Here is a 15262-nt window from a genome sequence, read left to right as displayed (position 1 = left end):
CTCACTGCTTTGTAAGTTGCTGGGTGCCAACTGGTGCCTTCGTGAAGGCTTGAGCCTAGTGCGGTGAAAGTTGCACGCTGGGTTCTTAGAGGGGCGACACTTGGTAACAGGTGTCGTCTACTCGACATTATCGAGTTAGGGAGTGCTATCTACAATGGTGCATTCTTAGTAGGGCGTAAAAGAGCCAGTGATACAATCACTGGCTCCCACATCTTAAGTAGATCAACCTTCGATTTTAGCTCAGGTAGCTGCCGGCCAAATGGTAAATGTGAAGATCGGCTTGCAACTCTTCTGCTGTTGCATTACCAATATAATCGATGGTGACAGGATAGTGGGGTAAAAGGGTAAAGCTGGCATCACTGAATCGACCTTTACCGGTAAATTCAGGGTGGACAAAGAAAGCTGGTGCATCCGTTTTGAGCACAACTTGTATCCCTTGATCATTTTTAATTACGTCTGCTGTGATGTTAGCAGCGGCGAGTGGCAAGCGTTTAAACAAATCATCAAACCAAGTGTTGTAAATGACTTTACCTTGGCAGTTCAGCTCGACATGATAGAAACCTTGCCCTTGGCGTTTTTCTAATGCCTCAGAACTTAATCGCCATAATACCTTATTGCCGTCTTCTTTAATGACATCAGATACAGACCAAGCCTCAAGAATGTTCCCTTGCCAGTCGATTAAGGACACTTGCCCTTCTATTTTTCGGACGACATGTTCATCATTCAACCCGTGTAAACGCAGCCCACTCTCATCGTGAACGAATGTCGCCATTTGCGGAGCAAAGAAGCGTTTGGCATGGTAGTGCAGTTGTTTCCAGCGACCTGAGTACTCAATGCTCGACCATGAACTTACAGGCCAGCAGTCGTTCAATTGCCAATAGAGAATGCCTCGGCAAATGGGTTTGTTGGCGCGCCAAAATTCGCTAGCGGTTTTTATTGCGAGCGCTTGTTGCACTTGGCTGAGGTAAAGCATTTGTTTAAAGTTAGATGGGAAACGGAAATAACGCGTAAACATTTCGGTGATGATGCTGTTACCACGGCCATTTTTTTGGTGCTGTTCAAACGTTGGGGAGGTCACATTCCAATCGCTAGGCTCGGCGAAGGTTTTGACTTCCGGCAGCGATGGCCATGATTGATAACCAAACTCACTGCAAAAACGTGGCTTAATGCTGTGGTACGCATCTAAGGATTTACCAGAATGCCATACATCCCAGAAGTGCATATCGCCTTTGTTGTCATCGTGCCAAGCATCACCAAAATCTAGTTCGCCATTGCATGGAGAGCTCGCCCAGAAGCGGCGTGTTGGGTCTTCGGCTTCGACAGTTTGCTGCAACACGCGATTAAGCCTGTCGTAGTTGACCACATATTTTTCTCGATTCGTTCGAGACTCAGGATACCAACCAATGGCACCGATCACTTCGTTGTCGCCACACCAAAGTGCGAGACTTGGGTGATCACGTAGGCGTCTCACTTGGTCACGCACTTCCAGTTCAACATCAGCTAAGAAATCTGGCGTTGATGGGTATAGTGCGCAGGCAAACATCAGGTCTTGCCAGACCAATAGCCCAAGTTCATCACACAGATCGTAAAACTCGTCTTGCTCGTACATGCCGCCGCCCCAAACACGAATCATGTTCATGTTGGCATCGACCGCATTTTCAAGCAGGGTTCGATAACGGTCTGAGGTATGCAGCGCTGGCATGGCATCCAATGGAATCCAGTTTGCCCCTTTGGCCATGATGGCCTTACCGTTGACGATAAAGGTCATCGACGATCCCACTTCGTCTGCTAAAGTGTCGAGTTCTAACTCGCGTAAACCGATTTTCTTGGTGATGGCCTGACCATCAATTGAGACGACTAACGTGTAAAGAGGCTGCTCGCCATAGCCTGCTGGCCACCATTGTTGCGGGTTCTCAATACTAAAGTTGAGTTGTGCATCGGTTGTGACTGGGGTTTGCACGTTTAGTACGTATTCACCTGACGGAGAGGTAAGAGTTGCTTCGATCAATGCGCTGGATTCTGAATCTAATACTTCAAGGTCGACACTCACCGCGAGTTCGCACTGCTTGCTTTGCCATGTTTGTTTGGTGGTGATGCTATTGAGGCGATACGCTTGACGGGCAATCAATTCGATTGGTGCATATACGCCGCTGGTTAGTAAACAAATGCCCCAGTCCCAGCCTGAATGACATTGGGTTTTACGCAGAGTATTCATGTGCGGGATTTGATTGTTACCCACGGCCCATGGTATAGGGAAAGGCAGCTTTTCGGCGCGAGCGGCCGCCTCTAGATCTGCACGTCTAATCGTGATGGTGAGCGTGTTTTCCCCTTTCACTAAAAATGGGCGAACATCCGTTTGATACAGGCGGAACATGTTGCTGCATTCCAATACGGTTTTACCGTTGAGCGTAATCTCCGCCATGGTATCGACCATGCTCATGGAAAGGTCGATTACGTCATGGGCAAGAAGTTCTGAAGATACCTCGAAGTTTCGGGTTATTTGCCAGTCGTGTTCAGAGACCCACTGCACGTTTTTTTCATTGGTTGCCCAATAAGGGTTGGGAATGATATCGGCAGCGAGTAAGGTAGAATGCACGTCGCCCGGTAGTATCATGTCGGTTTGAATATCTGGGTTCGTTAGGGATGCTAGACGCCAATTTCCGTCAAGAATTAAACGAGTCATTCCCACTCCTGTATTAGGTTAGATTGAAGTCGGGCCATCATACGAAGCGGTAACTTTGAATTGGGTGCGCATGAGCAAACATTGATCAAAAACTAAGCCAATTTAATTAAAAATTGGAGCTACTTCATAGTTTTACCTACAAGTGGAATTGGTTGATTTTAATTTGATTTTCAAGATGCTATCTAAGTTCACCTAGCGCTAAAAGCCAACCCGCTATCGCTCAATCAGATTGCACTAAGAGTTTCGGTATTTCTAAGGAATTACATTCGCTTTAACGGCTTGACAACACTATCTAAGCCTTCGATTTTCAATGCTAAGCACAATTGTAATAAACGACCTAACTCCCCCTCTGGGAATCCTTTTTTATCAAACCACAGTAGATATTCTTCGGGCAGATCGATAAGTACTCGGCCAGCATATTTACCAAATGGCATTTGCATGCGCGCAAGTTTTATCAGGTTTTCTTTTTCTAGCATTTCGTATCCACATGAATGACTAACCATTTGAGTTTCTTCAGTTTACTTTTCTCTGCTTAGTTACGGTAGTTTTTTGTTATTCACTCTCTTTGGAAACCAATCACCTTGTGGTCTAATATCGAACATCGGTTCTCCGTCCAAGTTTTTATTTACAGCGGATACTGGTTTTTAATATCGTAATAAGACTTTCAATAAACCAATGGTTGGAAATAGCATGTCATCAGATTTTTATGGTTCAAGTGCGAGCTATGCTCGTCAAGAAAGTGGCTACAGAGAAAAGGCACTCAAGCTCTATCCGTGGGTGTGTGGCAACTGTGCTCGTGAGTTCGTTTACTCAAATTTGAAAGAGTTAACGGTCCATCATAAAGATCACGATCATACCAATAACCCGGAAGATGGCAGTAATTGGGAGCTTTTATGCTTGTATTGCCACGACCACGAGCACTCTAAATATTCTGACCATGATCGATTCGGTGCCGATCCAGTCGCAAGGTTAGATGATCATCAAAGCGCTACCTACAACCCTTTTGCTGACCTAGCAAAGATGATGAAAAAGTAATGCAGATTGCAGTAAGGTACTCCGTTCGACCCCCGAGTACCTATATGCTTAAACACTAAACGAATAAGGCTTACATGAACTCTGCTCTTTCATCGCGACACTCATATGAGCCCATTTCAAATTCTCGGCAAATCCAAGGACGATTTTCATAAATCGTGCACATGAAAGTCTCACGGTCTAATGCCGAACACCAACCATCAGCCAAACGTAGCATAGTTTCCCCACCCCACTCATCAAAAGCGATATGTTGCTGAGGTACGCCAGTATCCGTAATAATCATCACTTCTAAACGGCAACAACAAGCCTGACAATTAGAACAAGAAACCTCTGGGGTGGTTACGTTTTTAATCGGTATCGACATCGGGTATCTACCATCAATTGAATTAGCGCATAGTACTCTAAATTACGTTATGTTACCGACATTCTTGTGCGATGTGTCTTGCTCTCACCAATTTAACTTCGCAGATAAATCCATTATCTTCTCGCCAACTTCGCTAAAGAGAAGAAAACCATTACAATGCGCCCGTTTTTCATCGTTATATGGGCATTTTTCTTGAAACTGAGTAAAAGACTAGAGCAAATAGAGCAAATGGTGACAGCCGACTATACCCACATTTGGGATTGCTGCTGTGATCATGGGTTACTTGGCGCAGCATTATTGTCTCGCCTGGCTGCGCCAAATATACACTTTGTGGATATAGTTCCCAAGCTAATGGATGAGCTAGAAGGCAAACTGCAACGCTTTTATTCACACTCACTTTCTCGGTGGAAAACACACTGCATTGATGTAGCGACATTGCCATTGGATAAGCATCAAGGAAAACACTTAGTCATTATTGCTGGTGTAGGTGGTGATTTAATGATCAAGTTTGTTGAGGCTCTTCATCATAAGTACCCCGAGTTAGCCATTGATTTTCTGCTGTGTCCGGTTCACCACCAATTTGCACTGCGTCAGAAGCTCATTGAACTTAAGTTTTCTTTGAATGATGAAGTGTTGATCGAGGATAATAAACGTTTTTATGAAGTGATGTTGGTTACATCAGTAACCGATGAAAACGCGCCAATTAGCGCTGTTGGTGACAAAATTTGGCAATCAACCTCGCTCAAACAAGCTAATATTGCTGAAAAATACTTACGTAAAACGCTCTGTCATTACCAGCGAATTGAACAGGGTAACAGCAACAGCGTGACACACATTATTGCCGCGTATCACACCGTGGTGCTTTGATTCTAACGTTGAAAGATAACTCTTGAGTAGAAATTGATGCTAAAGCCGTTTTATTGCATCGACCAAAAATGGATCTGACGGCTAGCATTTTTTTCTGACCTTTCGTCAAATAAAATATGGGAAAACGCGGTTAGATAGCTTGCTGATGATGCTTGGTTAGCCTTTTGTATAACATGTCTTTTAACTCGACACGCTGAAACTTGAGATCATTCATATTGTCATCATCAATAGGACTGCCCGATATCTCTAGCTGACGGATATCATAATCCAATTGGTGATACTGCTGTAGCTTCGCTTTGAATGTAGGATCATCATGGTTAAGCTGAACAATATCTAATTTAAGCTCAGGAAATTCTAAGATAAAAGCATGATTTTCATTAAGCATCGGCATTCCCTCTTCAGTTGAATTACTCACAGTATAGAAGGAATGGTGACAAAGAAATGTGGCTTAAAACGCAAAGCAGTGATATGGCGAAACTCATTTTAATCGACCATGAAAGGTGATTACAGATATAAAAAAGGCGACAAGTTAACCTGTCGCCTTATCTATTTCTAAGCCAGCTTCTTGCTTATTCCCAATCAAGAATAACTTTGCCAGAAAGCCCGCTGCGCATAGCATCGAAGCCTGCTTGGAAGTCATCAACCTTGAAGTGGTGAGTGATGATTGGCGTTAGATCTAAGCCAGATTGAATCAAAGATGCCATCTTGTACCAAGTTTCAAACATCTCACGACCGTAGATACCTTTGATCACTAACCCTTTGAAGATCACTTGGTTCCAGTCAATCGCCATATCTGATGGTGGAATTCCCAATAGCGCAATACGACCACCGTGATTCATGGTTTTTAGCATTGAACTGAATGCACTCGGTACGCCCGACATTTCAAGACCCACGTCAAAACCTTCGGTCATACCTAGCTCGCTCATCACATCTTCAAGTTTTTGCTCTGCGACGTTGACTGCGCGAGTTACGCCCATTTTACGAGCTAGATCAAGGCGGTATTCGTTTACATCAGTAATCACCACATGGCGAGCGCCAACGTGTTTCGCCACGGCTGCCGCCATAATGCCGATTGGCCCAGCGCCGGTGATCAATACATCTTCGCCAACTAAATCAAATGACAACGCCGTATGTACAGCGTTACCAAATGGGTCAAAGATTGATGCTAAGTCGTCTGAAATTCCATCTGGGATTTTAAAAGCATTAAATGCAGGGATCACAAGGAATTCAGAAAAAGCACCGGTGCGGTTTACCCCCACACCCACAGTATTGCGGCATAAGTGCGTACGACCACCACGACAGTTGCGGCAGTGACCACATGTGATATGACCTTCACCAGAAACGCGGTCGCCCAATTCAAAACCACGTACTTCTTGACCAATACCAACCACTTCACCGACGTATTCATGACCCACAACCATAGGTACCGGAATGGTTTTTTGTGACCATTCATCCCAGTTGTAAATATGCACATCAGTACCACAAATGGCGGTTTTCTTAATTTTAATGAGCAGATCATTGTGGCCAAGTTCTGGCATGTCAACGTCTGTCATCCAAATGCCTTGCTCAGGCTTTAATTTTGATAATGCTTTAATTTTCATTTAATTAGTCCCATGTCTTGACCAACTTCGATAAATGCATCAATGGCGCGATCTAACTGCTCACGGCTGTGTGCTGCCGACATTTGTGTACGGATACGAGCTTGACCTTTTGGCACTACTGGGAAAGAGAAACCAATAACATAGATACCTTTAGCAAGCGCACGCTCTGCAAACTCAGCCGCAACTTTAGCATCGCCCAACATGATTGGGATAATCGCGTGATCAGCACCGCCCATAGTAAAACCAGCCGCTTCCATACGAGTACGGAAATGGGTAGCATTATCCCATAATTGGTCACGTAGCGAACCGCTTTCAGCCAGAAGATCTAACACTCTGATTGAGGCCGTCACAATCGCAGGAGCCACAGAGTTAGAAAACAAATAAGGGCGTGAACGCTGACGTAACCAGTCAATCACTTCTTTCTTGCCAGATGTGTAACCACCAGAAGCCCCGCCCATCGCTTTACCTAAAGTACCGGTAATAATGTCGATACGATCAATGACATCATGGTATTCATGCGTACCACGGCCGTTTGCGCCCATAAAACCAACAGCGTGTGAGTCATCAACCATCACCAACGCATTGTATTTATCCGCTAAATCACAAATAGCAGGTAGGTTGGCAACCACACCGTCCATTGAGAAAACGCCATCAGTTACGATAAGCTTATTACGAGCACCGGCTGCATCTGCCGCGATCAATTGCTCTTCTAGCTCTTGCATGTTGTTGTTTGAGTAACGGAAGCGCATCGCCTTACACAAACGTACCCCATCAATAATCGAAGCATGGTTTAACGCGTCAGAGATGATCGCATCTTCTTTATCTAAAATCGTTTCAAAAAGACCGGTGTTCGCATCAAAACATGAGGTGTAAAGGATCGTATCTTCCTGACCAAGAAATGCTGACAACTTATGTTCAAGCTCCTTATGGATATCTTGTGTGCCACAGATAAAACGCACAGAAGCCATGCCAAAGCCGTGCTTTGCCATACCGTCTCGACCCGCTTCAATCAGCGCAGGGTGGTTCGCAAGACCCAAGTAGTTGTTAGCACAGAAGTTCAATACTTCTTCGCCAGTAGAAATTGAAACAGCAGCTTGCTGTTGTGAGGTAATAACACGCTCTGATTTGTATAAACCTTCAGCTTTCACTGTTTCAAGTTGCTGCTGGATCTGTTGGTAAAATGCAGAAGACATTACTGATTCCTTCTTTGATTTATATCGCCTATGGCTGGCTTTGTAGGGTGGTATTGATAGTCTTTATTTACACTGTAAACACATCGATTAATCATCTCTGCATTTAACGATGGGCATCACGAATACCAATAACAAAAATGAGATAAATATAGTTTAATCCAAGCTCATCATGACGATAATCCCTCAAAGTGGAAAAACATTCGTGAATTCTAGGCACAAATGGTCATTGAAAACTGGCTGCAATTCTGAGAAAGTGACGTCCACGTTACCTTTGACGCGATTAATGTCTGATTCTTATGCTGCACCCCAAATTGATTGCTCTGTTACCTGATCTCGCTACTTTTATTCTTGTCGTTAACGAAGGTAGTTTTACCGCTGCGGCCCAAAAATTAGGGGTTACCCCTTCAGCGCTCAGTAAGCTGATCACTCGCCTTGAAGCAGCGCTGTCCGTAAAGCTGTTTGAACGCACCACTCGTAAATTGATCATCACTCAAGCAGGAAAACGCGTCTATGACCAAAGTTTACTGATGGTCAATGCCGCGCAGCAAGCTGTCGAACTGTCGACATCGGATCACACCGAACCCGCGGGATCTCTTACAGTGGCGGCACCAGAAGCATTTTTGAACTCGGTATTGCAACCCTTAGTTGTACCTTTTCTTACTCAATATCCTGAAATTCAACTCAAACTTAGGGCGGCGGATGGTGAAATCGATCTCTTCAAACACAATATCGATATCGCGTTTCGTCTTACCGATAAACCCGATGAAAACTTAGTACTGCGGGAAATAGGCAAAACCAATTTAGTGCTATGTGCCAGCCCTGACTACACCGCGTTACGCGGAACACCAACCCACCCAACCGAATTAAGCGAGCATGATTGCTTGTATCTTGCGGAAACGGAACGTGACCATATTTGGAACTTCCTCAAAGACGATGAATTTCATACCATTGCAGTTTCTGGGCGCTATGCAGTTAATCACTCTCAAATGCGCCTAAATGCGGTGAAAAGTGGTTTAGGTATCGGTATCTTTCATGATTTTGTTATTCAAGAAGCATTAACGAAAGGTAAAGTCGTACAGTTATTAGAAGATTGGACCATCAAAAGTAACTACCACGGCGCCATTGCTATGCAGTACGCACAAACCAAATACATGCCTGCACGATTGCGAGTGTTTATCGATTATGTGACTGAACACTTGGTCACCAAACTCAATACCAAAGGTTAACTGATGCTAAAACGAATCCACCACGCAGCGATTATCTGTTCTGACTATGCTCGTTCTAAAACCTTTTATACCCAGATACTAGGGCTAACTATTCTTGCTGAGAATTACCGTGAAGCGCGCGATTCTTACAAACTTGATCTTGCTTTACCTGATGGGGGACAAATTGAGTTGTTCTCGTTTCCTAACACACCACCAAGACCGAGTTTTCCAGAAGCTCAAGGTTTACGTCACCTAGCGTTTGTTGTTGATAGTGTCTGTGAGGTAAAAGCGTATTTAGAATCACAAGGGGTGGATGTTGAACCAATCCGTATTGATGAATATACCGGGCGCGAATACACTTTTTTTGCTGACCCAGACGGTCTGCCGCTAGAGCTGTACTCGGAAATGTAGATTAGGGCTATATCGGTTTTTTTTAATAGAAAGTGTTGGCGGTGCTCTAGGAACTTGCTGTTCAAATCGCACACTTAGAGCCAAAAAAGTGTAACTGTCTGAAATGAGCAAGCTCAGTCGTGTCAGTAAAGGTGTCGTTGGAAGTGAATCTTGATGAAAAGTAGAGAAATGAGCAAAGGGGCACGGCTTACTGTGCTGAGGTTGCACTTTGCCCTCTTCAATTTGAACCAGTTCAAAACCATTGATGGTACACAGCGTCGCCCACACCCCTGCCGTATTGCCATGTGCATTGATCACGGGCATTAACGCAACCAATACCCAACTCAGGGCACTGGTTATCAGCATCATTTTGTTAAAACGACTTTGGCGAATCATAGCAACACTCAACATAAACTTGCGCTCACTATATAACCCATTGATAAAAATAACAGTGCGTTAGCACTTAAAAATTAACAAACACCCAGAAAACGCTACAAAACCAATAACTACGCGCTTTGGTTGATGATGCATAACAATGTGATTCCATTCACGCTTTACCCACCAGCACAGCAAAACTAGGAAATATTCTTAACTTTTCTAGGCCATCCCCTCATGTCAACTCTTAGCGCTGTTTTTACAATCATCCCACTATGTAGTCGCAGCCTTTTGCTGCTATCGATTCGACTTTGTTGTCACGTAAACAACAGAGATTTCATTGACGTAAATTCCCTAGGATTTCACATGCTAAAACTTCTGGAACAAGTTCGGAAACCGACTTTAGATATACCAGCAGCAGAACGCCGCAAAATGTGGTTCAAACCTTTTTTACAATCTTATCTTGTGGTGTTCATCGGCTACATGGCGATGTATTTGATTCGTAAAAACTTCAACGTTGCACAAAACGATATGATTTCAACCTATGGCTTGTCAATGACACAGCTTGGGTTGATTGGCCTTGGCTTCTCCATCACTTACGGAATTGGTAAGACCGTTGTTTCTTACTACGCCGATGGAAAAAACACTAAGCAATTCCTACCGTTCATGCTCATTTTATCTGGTATTGCTATGCTCGGTTTCAGTATGAGCATGGGTGGATCAAGCGTTAGCTTATTCTTGATGATTGCTTTTTACGGCTTAAGCGGCTTTTTCCAAAGTACAGGTGGCCCTTCAAGTTACTCTACCATTACGAAATGGACCCCGAAAAACAAGCGTGGCACCTATCTTGGTTTGTGGAATATGTCGCACAACGTCGGTGGTGCAGGAGCTGCAGGCGTTGCACTATTTGGTGCAAACTATTTCTTTGACGGCCACGTCATTGGTATGTTTATTTTCCCATCGATTATCGCATTAGTAGTTGGTTTTATTGGCCTACGCTACGGCAGTGACTCACCAGAAGCTTACGGTCTTGGTACTGTTGAAGAATTGTTTGATGAAGCGATCAGCGAGGAAGATATCGCCGCTGAAGAAAATAAAATGACCAAGCGTGAGATCTTTGTTGAATACATTTTGAAAAACAAAGTGATTTGGTTACTCTGTTTTGCCAACATTTTCTTGTATATCGTACGTATCGGTATCGACCAATGGTCTACTGTCTATGCCTATCAAGAACTGGGCTTATCAAAAGAAGCTGCCATTTCTGGTTTTACCTTATTCGAAGTTGGCGCATTAGTGGGCACCTTAATGTGGGGTTACCTTTCTGACCTTGCTAATGGTCGTCGTGCCTTAGTGGCCTGTGTTTCATTAGGTTTGATCATCGTAGCACTCGAGTTTTACCAGCATGCTACCAGTGAATTCATGTACCTTGCTTCGTTATTTATACTTGGCTTCCTCGTATTTGGCCCACAATTATTAATTGGTGTTGCGGCTGTTGGTTTTGTACCGAAAAAAGCGATCAGTGTCGCTGATGGTGTGAAGGGTACGTTTGCTTACTTAATTGGTGATAGCTTCGCCAAGCTGGGGCTAGGTATGATTGCTGACGGCACACCAATCTTTGGTTTAACCGGCTGGAAAGGTACCTTTGCCGCCCTCGATACTTCAGCGGTAATCTGTATCGTATTGCTGGCATTTGTTGCGATTGCAGAAGAACGTAAAATACGCCACGAGAAAAAACTACTGCTGGCAAGTGCAGGCGCTTAACGAAAAATAAAGAAATCACGCGACGTTTGGTTTTATTCAGCGTCGCGTTTTTATATCTGTAATATTAAGATCAGCAGTCCTATTAGCTCATTTAGCTATATCCAAACTATTTGGAGTTGCAGGTAGGCGGCAAGTGAGTGAATCCCCATGAGCATAGATAAACTATGTGATTGGGGTGAGCAAACGTAGCCAACACCGCTGCAACTTCAAGTAGGAAGGGGATATATTGGTTGTTTAATTGACCAGCTAGAGTTAGTTTATGCCCCTTTTCTTATTTGCTGAGTTTTATCGATGATCAAAGTAGCCTTAGTGGATGACCACATTATTGTGCGTTCGGGATTTGCTCAGTTGATGAGTTTAGAAGCCGATATAGAAGTGGTCGGCCAATTTAGCTCTGCGGCAGAAGCCCGTAGCGGCTTGCCCGGCTCTGGCGCAACGGTGTGTATTCTTGATATATCAATGCCTGATGAAAGCGGTTTATCTTTACTGCAAGATCTCCCTTCTGGCATGGCGTGTATCATGCTCAGCGTACATGACTCTGCAGCCATGGTAGAAAAAGCTCTTGAAGCTGGCGCACTTGGTTACCTCAGCAAGCGGTGTAGCCCCGATGAATTAATTCAAGCGGTGCGCACCAGTGCATCTGGTGGCTGTTATTTAACGCCAGAAATTGCCCTTAAAATCGCATCACCTAAACGCGGTAGCCACAATTTAGAAAAACTGACTAAACGTGAACGACAAATCAGTGAAATGCTTGCTTGTGGTTTAGATGTCAAAGCCGTCGCAACCGAACTTGGATTAAGCCATAAAACCGTTCATGTGCACCGCGCCAACGCCATGGATAAACTGGGCGTGACAAATAATGTCGCCCTCGCCAAATATTTCCCTGACTCACTATAATGCATCGCTACCTTATCACTTCGATCTGCGCTTGGTTTCTGCTCTCTTGCAGCTGGTTTTGCTCATGGGTCATCGCTTATTACTTCGTCAACGATCCTGAACTTGCAATTCTTTTTTTCCCCTTTGCGCTGCGTTTAGGTATCACGCTACACACTCCAAAATACTACTGGCCGGCTATTTACGCGGCAGAGTGGTGGTTAACCGTTGCTTTAGCGATATTGATGGACCAACCACAGTGGCTAACTGTATTAGCTGCCAGTGCTGCTAGTATTCCATTGATAGCCGTTGCACAACGCTACTATTACGGTTCACAACAGCGTCGTTTAACTGTGATGGGAGTAATTATTGTGCTCAGTGCACTGACTAATACCCTCGCCGTCAGTCACCATGACATTGCCGCTTCAATGGTCGCTTTAGTCAGCATTACCGCTGGTTTAATGATGGTGCCTAGCTGTTACTTAGTATGGAATTACCTTTTCCAAAGTACTTGGATACCACTAACGGCCAATTTAGTCTCACGCCATATTGAGTTTAGAGCTCGGCACATCGTCTTTTACAGCTTGTTATTTGCTCTTAGCATCGCGCTACAAATTGGTTTACCAGACGAACTCCGGCGATTTGCACCTTTTTGTTTGGCCATTCCCATTATTTTACTTGCCTTTCGTTATGGTTGGCAGGGAGCCTTGCTTGGTACACTGCTCAACAGTATTGCGCTTATTGCCGCACGAAGCGGTGTTTCCGGCATAGAAATTACCGACCTATTACTGTCACTATCAGCGCAAAGTTTGACAGGAATTACTCTTGGCATGGCCGTTCAGCATCAACGAGATCTCAACACCAAACTGCGCCAAGAGCTCGACCGCAATCAAAACCTTTCACGCCAGTTAGTCAAAGCCGAAGAGTCGGTAAGGCGAGATATTGCACGTGAATTGCACGATGAAATCGGCCAAAACATCACCGCAATTCGAACCCAGGCCAGTATCATTCAACGCGTTGAAACCGAGCCTGTCACCACTCACTGCGCCAATACTATTGAAGCATTATCGCTCAATGTTTATGACACCACTAAAGGACTGCTCACTCGTCTTCGCCCCAAAACGCTCGATGACCTGGGGCTTGAAGAGGCCATTGAACAATTACTGCGTGATTTGGAATTCAGCGCCCATGGCGTTCAAACTCATGTCGAATGGTGTGATAACAGCGCGCTAAAACTTAAGGCTTTGAGTGACGCAACCAAAGTCACCCTATACCGTTTGTGCCAAGAAGCATTAAATAACGCCTTGAAATACGCACAAGCAGAGCATATCCACATTCACTTTTCGTTGGGTTCAAGTGTGACATTGCATATCACAGATGACGGTATTGGCCTTAAAGCAGAAGACCATTTGAAAGGGTTTGGCTTACGAGGCATGCGCGAACGGGTGCAAGCCCTAGGCGGACAATTTCAACTACACAGTGAGTGTAAACAATCAAACGTCTCGACCCATGGAACCCGGCTGACAGTTATTCTGCCTAATTTATAGAGTGAAACATGATAGGTTTTCTTCAATCTAAACCCCATATTAACGGCCAATTATCGCCCGATGAAATTGATCGTCAGTATCGATATTGGCGTCGTCACATCATGCTCGCTATGTATGTGGGTTATGCAATGTTTTATTTCACGCGTAAAAGTCTCAATTACGCGATGCCAGCCATGATTGCCGATCTCGGTTTGGATAAGAGTGATATCGGCATGATGGGCACGCTCTTTTATATCACTTACGGCTGCTCTAAATTCGTGTCTGGTATTGTATCTGATCGCTCAAATCCTCGGTATTTTATGGGCTTAGGGTTAATCGCAACAGGCATTATTAACATTCTATTCGGACTCTCTAGCTCTATTAGTGTGCTCATCTTTTTGTGGGTATTAAATGCTTGGTTTCAAGGCTGGGGTTGGCCTTCTTGCTCTAAACTACTGACCACTTGGTATTCACGATCCGAGCGGGGATTATGGTGGGCACTTTGGAATACCGCCCATAACGTAGGGGGCGCGTTGATCCCGTTGTTGGTTGGTTTTGTGACTCTGCATTTTAGTTGGCGAGAAGGGTTTATTGTCCCTGGATTTTTAGCCGTGCTGACCGGTGTGTTTTTATGCTGGCGACTGCAAGATAAACCCGTAACTCTGGGCCTACCAAGTATCGGTCACTGGCGAAACGATGCACTAGAACTGGCTCAGGAAAATGAAGGCGTGGGGTTAAGCACCACTCAAATTTTGCACAAATATGTTTTACGCAATAAATACATCTGGTTACTCGCCTTGAGCTATGTACTGGTATACATCGTCAGAACCGCCATTAATGACTGGGGTAATATCTATCTAACCGAGCAGCACGGGTATGATTTGATCACCGCTAACGGGGCATTATCGCTGTTTGAAGTGGGCGGTTTTGTCGGGTCATTAGTTGCCGGATGGGGCTCAGACAAATTGTTTGGTGGTAACCGAGGTCCAATGAACTTAATTTTCTCGATGGGCATTTTCATTTCCGTTGCAGCACTATGGCTGATGCCTTTAACCGGGTTTGTCCTACAAGCAGCTGGTTTTTTCACCATTGGCTTTTTCGTTTTTGGCCCGCAAATGTTGATTGGAATGGCAGCAGCAGAGTGTTCTCATAAGAATTCAGCAGGCGCTGCAACAGGCTTTGTTGGGCTATTTGCTTACATGGGAGCAGCATTGGCCGGCTACCCTATCGCCATCATTGTTGAGCATTTCCATTGGAATGGTTTCTTTGTCACCATATCCATTTGCTCTGCCACCATTGGTTTGCTCTTGCTGCCATTTTTACAGGCTCAGTTTGCGGATAGTCGCCACGCAGCTTCCCTTGATTAATTGCACTAAAGAAAACCGCATGGAA

General features: G+C 44.6%; 15 protein-coding genes. 8 read left to right on the top strand and 7 right to left on the bottom strand.

What is annotated here, in order from left to right; translation table 11 throughout:
* Positions 1–235: 235 nt before the first annotated feature.
* Entirely contained in the window at positions 236–2683 is a 2448-nt protein-coding gene (locus tag EYW48_RS18095) for a glycoside hydrolase family 2 protein (RefSeq protein ID WP_277432779.1), read from the bottom strand.
* Positions 2684–2943: 260 nt separating this feature from the next.
* Complete coding sequence (locus EYW48_RS18090) at positions 2944–3159, bottom strand: DUF3820 family protein (RefSeq protein ID WP_053311095.1); 216 nt, start codon at positions 3157–3159, stop codon at positions 2944–2946.
* Positions 3160–3373: 214 nt separating this feature from the next.
* Between EYW48_RS18090 and EYW48_RS18085 the strand changes: the two genes are divergently transcribed.
* Complete coding sequence (locus EYW48_RS18085; RefSeq protein WP_053311096.1) at positions 3374–3718, top strand: YajD family HNH nuclease; 345 nt, start codon at positions 3374–3376, stop codon at positions 3716–3718.
* A 70-nt stretch (positions 3719–3788) separates the two neighbouring features.
* Here EYW48_RS18085 and EYW48_RS18080 read toward each other — a convergent pair whose 3' ends face one another.
* Entirely contained in the window at positions 3789–4079 is a 291-nt protein-coding gene (locus EYW48_RS18080) for a YkgJ family cysteine cluster protein (protein ID WP_053311097.1), read from the bottom strand.
* A gap of 156 nt (positions 4080–4235) precedes the next feature.
* On the opposite strand from EYW48_RS18080, the gene EYW48_RS18075 reads away from it, so the two are divergent.
* Entirely contained in the window at positions 4236–4946 is a 711-nt protein-coding gene (locus EYW48_RS18075; RefSeq protein WP_216652965.1) for a tRNA (adenine(22)-N(1))-methyltransferase TrmK, read from the top strand.
* 130 nt (positions 4947–5076) lie between these two features.
* Here EYW48_RS18075 and EYW48_RS18070 read toward each other — a convergent pair whose 3' ends face one another.
* The 3 genes from EYW48_RS18070 to EYW48_RS18060 all read right to left on the bottom strand — a co-directional run bounded on the left by EYW48_RS18070 (position 5077) and on the right by EYW48_RS18060 (position 7740).
* Positions 5077–5331 (bottom strand): YdcH family protein, encoded by a 255-nt coding sequence (locus tag EYW48_RS18070; RefSeq protein ID WP_171375523.1) that lies wholly within the window; start codon positions 5329–5331, stop codon positions 5077–5079.
* 184 nt (positions 5332–5515) lie between these two features.
* Positions 5516–6547 (bottom strand): L-threonine 3-dehydrogenase, encoded by a 1032-nt coding sequence (gene tdh, locus EYW48_RS18065; protein WP_171981223.1) that lies wholly within the window; start codon positions 6545–6547, stop codon positions 5516–5518.
* Positions 6544–7740: a glycine C-acetyltransferase gene (locus tag EYW48_RS18060; RefSeq protein WP_172532559.1), complete on the bottom strand. Its 1197-nt coding sequence runs from the start codon at positions 7738–7740 to the stop codon at positions 6544–6546. The genes tdh and EYW48_RS18060 overlap by 4 nt, the downstream gene beginning before the upstream one ends.
* A 296-nt stretch (positions 7741–8036) precedes the next feature.
* On the opposite strand from EYW48_RS18060, the gene EYW48_RS18055 reads away from it, so the two are divergent.
* Positions 8037–8966, top strand: coding sequence for a LysR family transcriptional regulator (locus EYW48_RS18055; RefSeq protein WP_277432778.1), 930 nt, complete (start codon positions 8037–8039; stop codon positions 8964–8966).
* Positions 8967–8969: 3 nt separating this feature from the next.
* The gene (locus EYW48_RS18050) at positions 8970–9356 is read left to right on the top strand and encodes a VOC family protein (RefSeq protein ID WP_053311102.1); all 387 of its coding nucleotides are present in this window, start codon (positions 8970–8972) and stop codon (positions 9354–9356) included.
* On the opposite strand, the gene EYW48_RS18045 is transcribed toward EYW48_RS18050, so the two are convergent.
* Complete coding sequence (locus EYW48_RS18045; protein ID WP_171981232.1) at positions 9333–9731, bottom strand: hypothetical protein; 399 nt, start codon at positions 9729–9731, stop codon at positions 9333–9335. The genes EYW48_RS18050 and EYW48_RS18045 overlap by 24 nt on opposite strands.
* Before the next feature lie 345 nt (positions 9732–10076).
* On the opposite strand from EYW48_RS18045, the gene uhpT reads away from it, so the two are divergent.
* From uhpT to EYW48_RS18025, 4 genes are all read left to right on the top strand, one after another.
* Complete coding sequence (uhpT, locus tag EYW48_RS18040; RefSeq protein ID WP_053311104.1) at positions 10077–11471, top strand: hexose-6-phosphate:phosphate antiporter; 1395 nt, start codon at positions 10077–10079, stop codon at positions 11469–11471.
* Positions 11472–11762: 291 nt separating this feature from the next.
* Complete coding sequence (gene uhpA / locus EYW48_RS18035) at positions 11763–12368, top strand: transcriptional regulator UhpA (protein WP_053311105.1); 606 nt, start codon at positions 11763–11765, stop codon at positions 12366–12368.
* The gene (gene uhpB / locus EYW48_RS18030) at positions 12368–13891 is read left to right on the top strand and encodes a signal transduction histidine-protein kinase/phosphatase UhpB (protein ID WP_172532563.1); all 1524 of its coding nucleotides are present in this window, start codon (positions 12368–12370) and stop codon (positions 13889–13891) included. Before uhpA ends, uhpB begins: the two co-directional genes overlap by 1 nt.
* A gap of 8 nt (positions 13892–13899) precedes the next feature.
* Positions 13900–15237 (top strand): MFS transporter, encoded by a 1338-nt coding sequence (locus tag EYW48_RS18025; RefSeq protein ID WP_053311107.1) that lies wholly within the window; start codon positions 13900–13902, stop codon positions 15235–15237.
* Positions 15238–15262: the final 25 nt, after the last annotated feature.

The organism is Vibrio sp. 1180_3 (genome assembly GCF_029478545.1).
GTDB classification, from domain to species: Bacteria; Pseudomonadota; Gammaproteobacteria; order Enterobacterales; family Vibrionaceae; genus Vibrio; species Vibrio aestuarianus.
The sequence above is the reverse complement of the archived record's forward strand: the minus strand, read 5'-3'. Positions and strand labels throughout refer to the sequence as shown.

Excerpts from the sequence above, each read along its gene's own strand:
- EYW48_RS18095 (WP_277432779.1), bottom strand. The coding sequence starts at position 2,683 with ATGACTCGTTTAATTCTTGACGGAAATTGGCGTCTAGCATCCCTAACG.
- EYW48_RS18090 (WP_053311095.1), bottom strand. The coding sequence starts at position 3,159 with ATGCTAGAAAAAGAAAACCTGATAAAACTTGCGCGCATGCAAATGCCA.
- EYW48_RS18085 (WP_053311096.1), top strand. The coding sequence starts at position 3,374 with ATGTCATCAGATTTTTATGGTTCAAGTGCGAGCTATGCTCGTCAAGAA.
- EYW48_RS18080 (WP_053311097.1), bottom strand. The coding sequence starts at position 4,079 with ATGTCGATACCGATTAAAAACGTAACCACCCCAGAGGTTTCTTGTTCT.
- EYW48_RS18075 (WP_216652965.1), top strand. The coding sequence starts at position 4,236 with ATGCGCCCGTTTTTCATCGTTATATGGGCATTTTTCTTGAAACTGAGT.
- EYW48_RS18070 (WP_171375523.1), bottom strand. The coding sequence starts at position 5,331 with ATGCTTAATGAAAATCATGCTTTTATCTTAGAATTTCCTGAGCTTAAA.
- tdh (WP_171981223.1), bottom strand. The coding sequence starts at position 6,547 with ATGAAAATTAAAGCATTATCAAAATTAAAGCCTGAGCAAGGCATTTGG.
- EYW48_RS18060 (WP_172532559.1), bottom strand. The coding sequence starts at position 7,740 with ATGTCTTCTGCATTTTACCAACAGATCCAGCAGCAACTTGAAACAGTG.
- EYW48_RS18055 (WP_277432778.1), top strand. The coding sequence starts at position 8,037 with ATGCTGCACCCCAAATTGATTGCTCTGTTACCTGATCTCGCTACTTTT.
- EYW48_RS18050 (WP_053311102.1), top strand. The coding sequence starts at position 8,970 with ATGCTAAAACGAATCCACCACGCAGCGATTATCTGTTCTGACTATGCT.
- EYW48_RS18045 (WP_171981232.1), bottom strand. The coding sequence starts at position 9,731 with ATGATTCGCCAAAGTCGTTTTAACAAAATGATGCTGATAACCAGTGCC.
- uhpT (WP_053311104.1), top strand. The coding sequence starts at position 10,077 with ATGCTAAAACTTCTGGAACAAGTTCGGAAACCGACTTTAGATATACCA.
- uhpA (WP_053311105.1), top strand. The coding sequence starts at position 11,763 with ATGATCAAAGTAGCCTTAGTGGATGACCACATTATTGTGCGTTCGGGA.
- uhpB (WP_172532563.1), top strand. The coding sequence starts at position 12,368 with ATGCATCGCTACCTTATCACTTCGATCTGCGCTTGGTTTCTGCTCTCT.
- EYW48_RS18025 (WP_053311107.1), top strand. The coding sequence starts at position 13,900 with ATGATAGGTTTTCTTCAATCTAAACCCCATATTAACGGCCAATTATCG.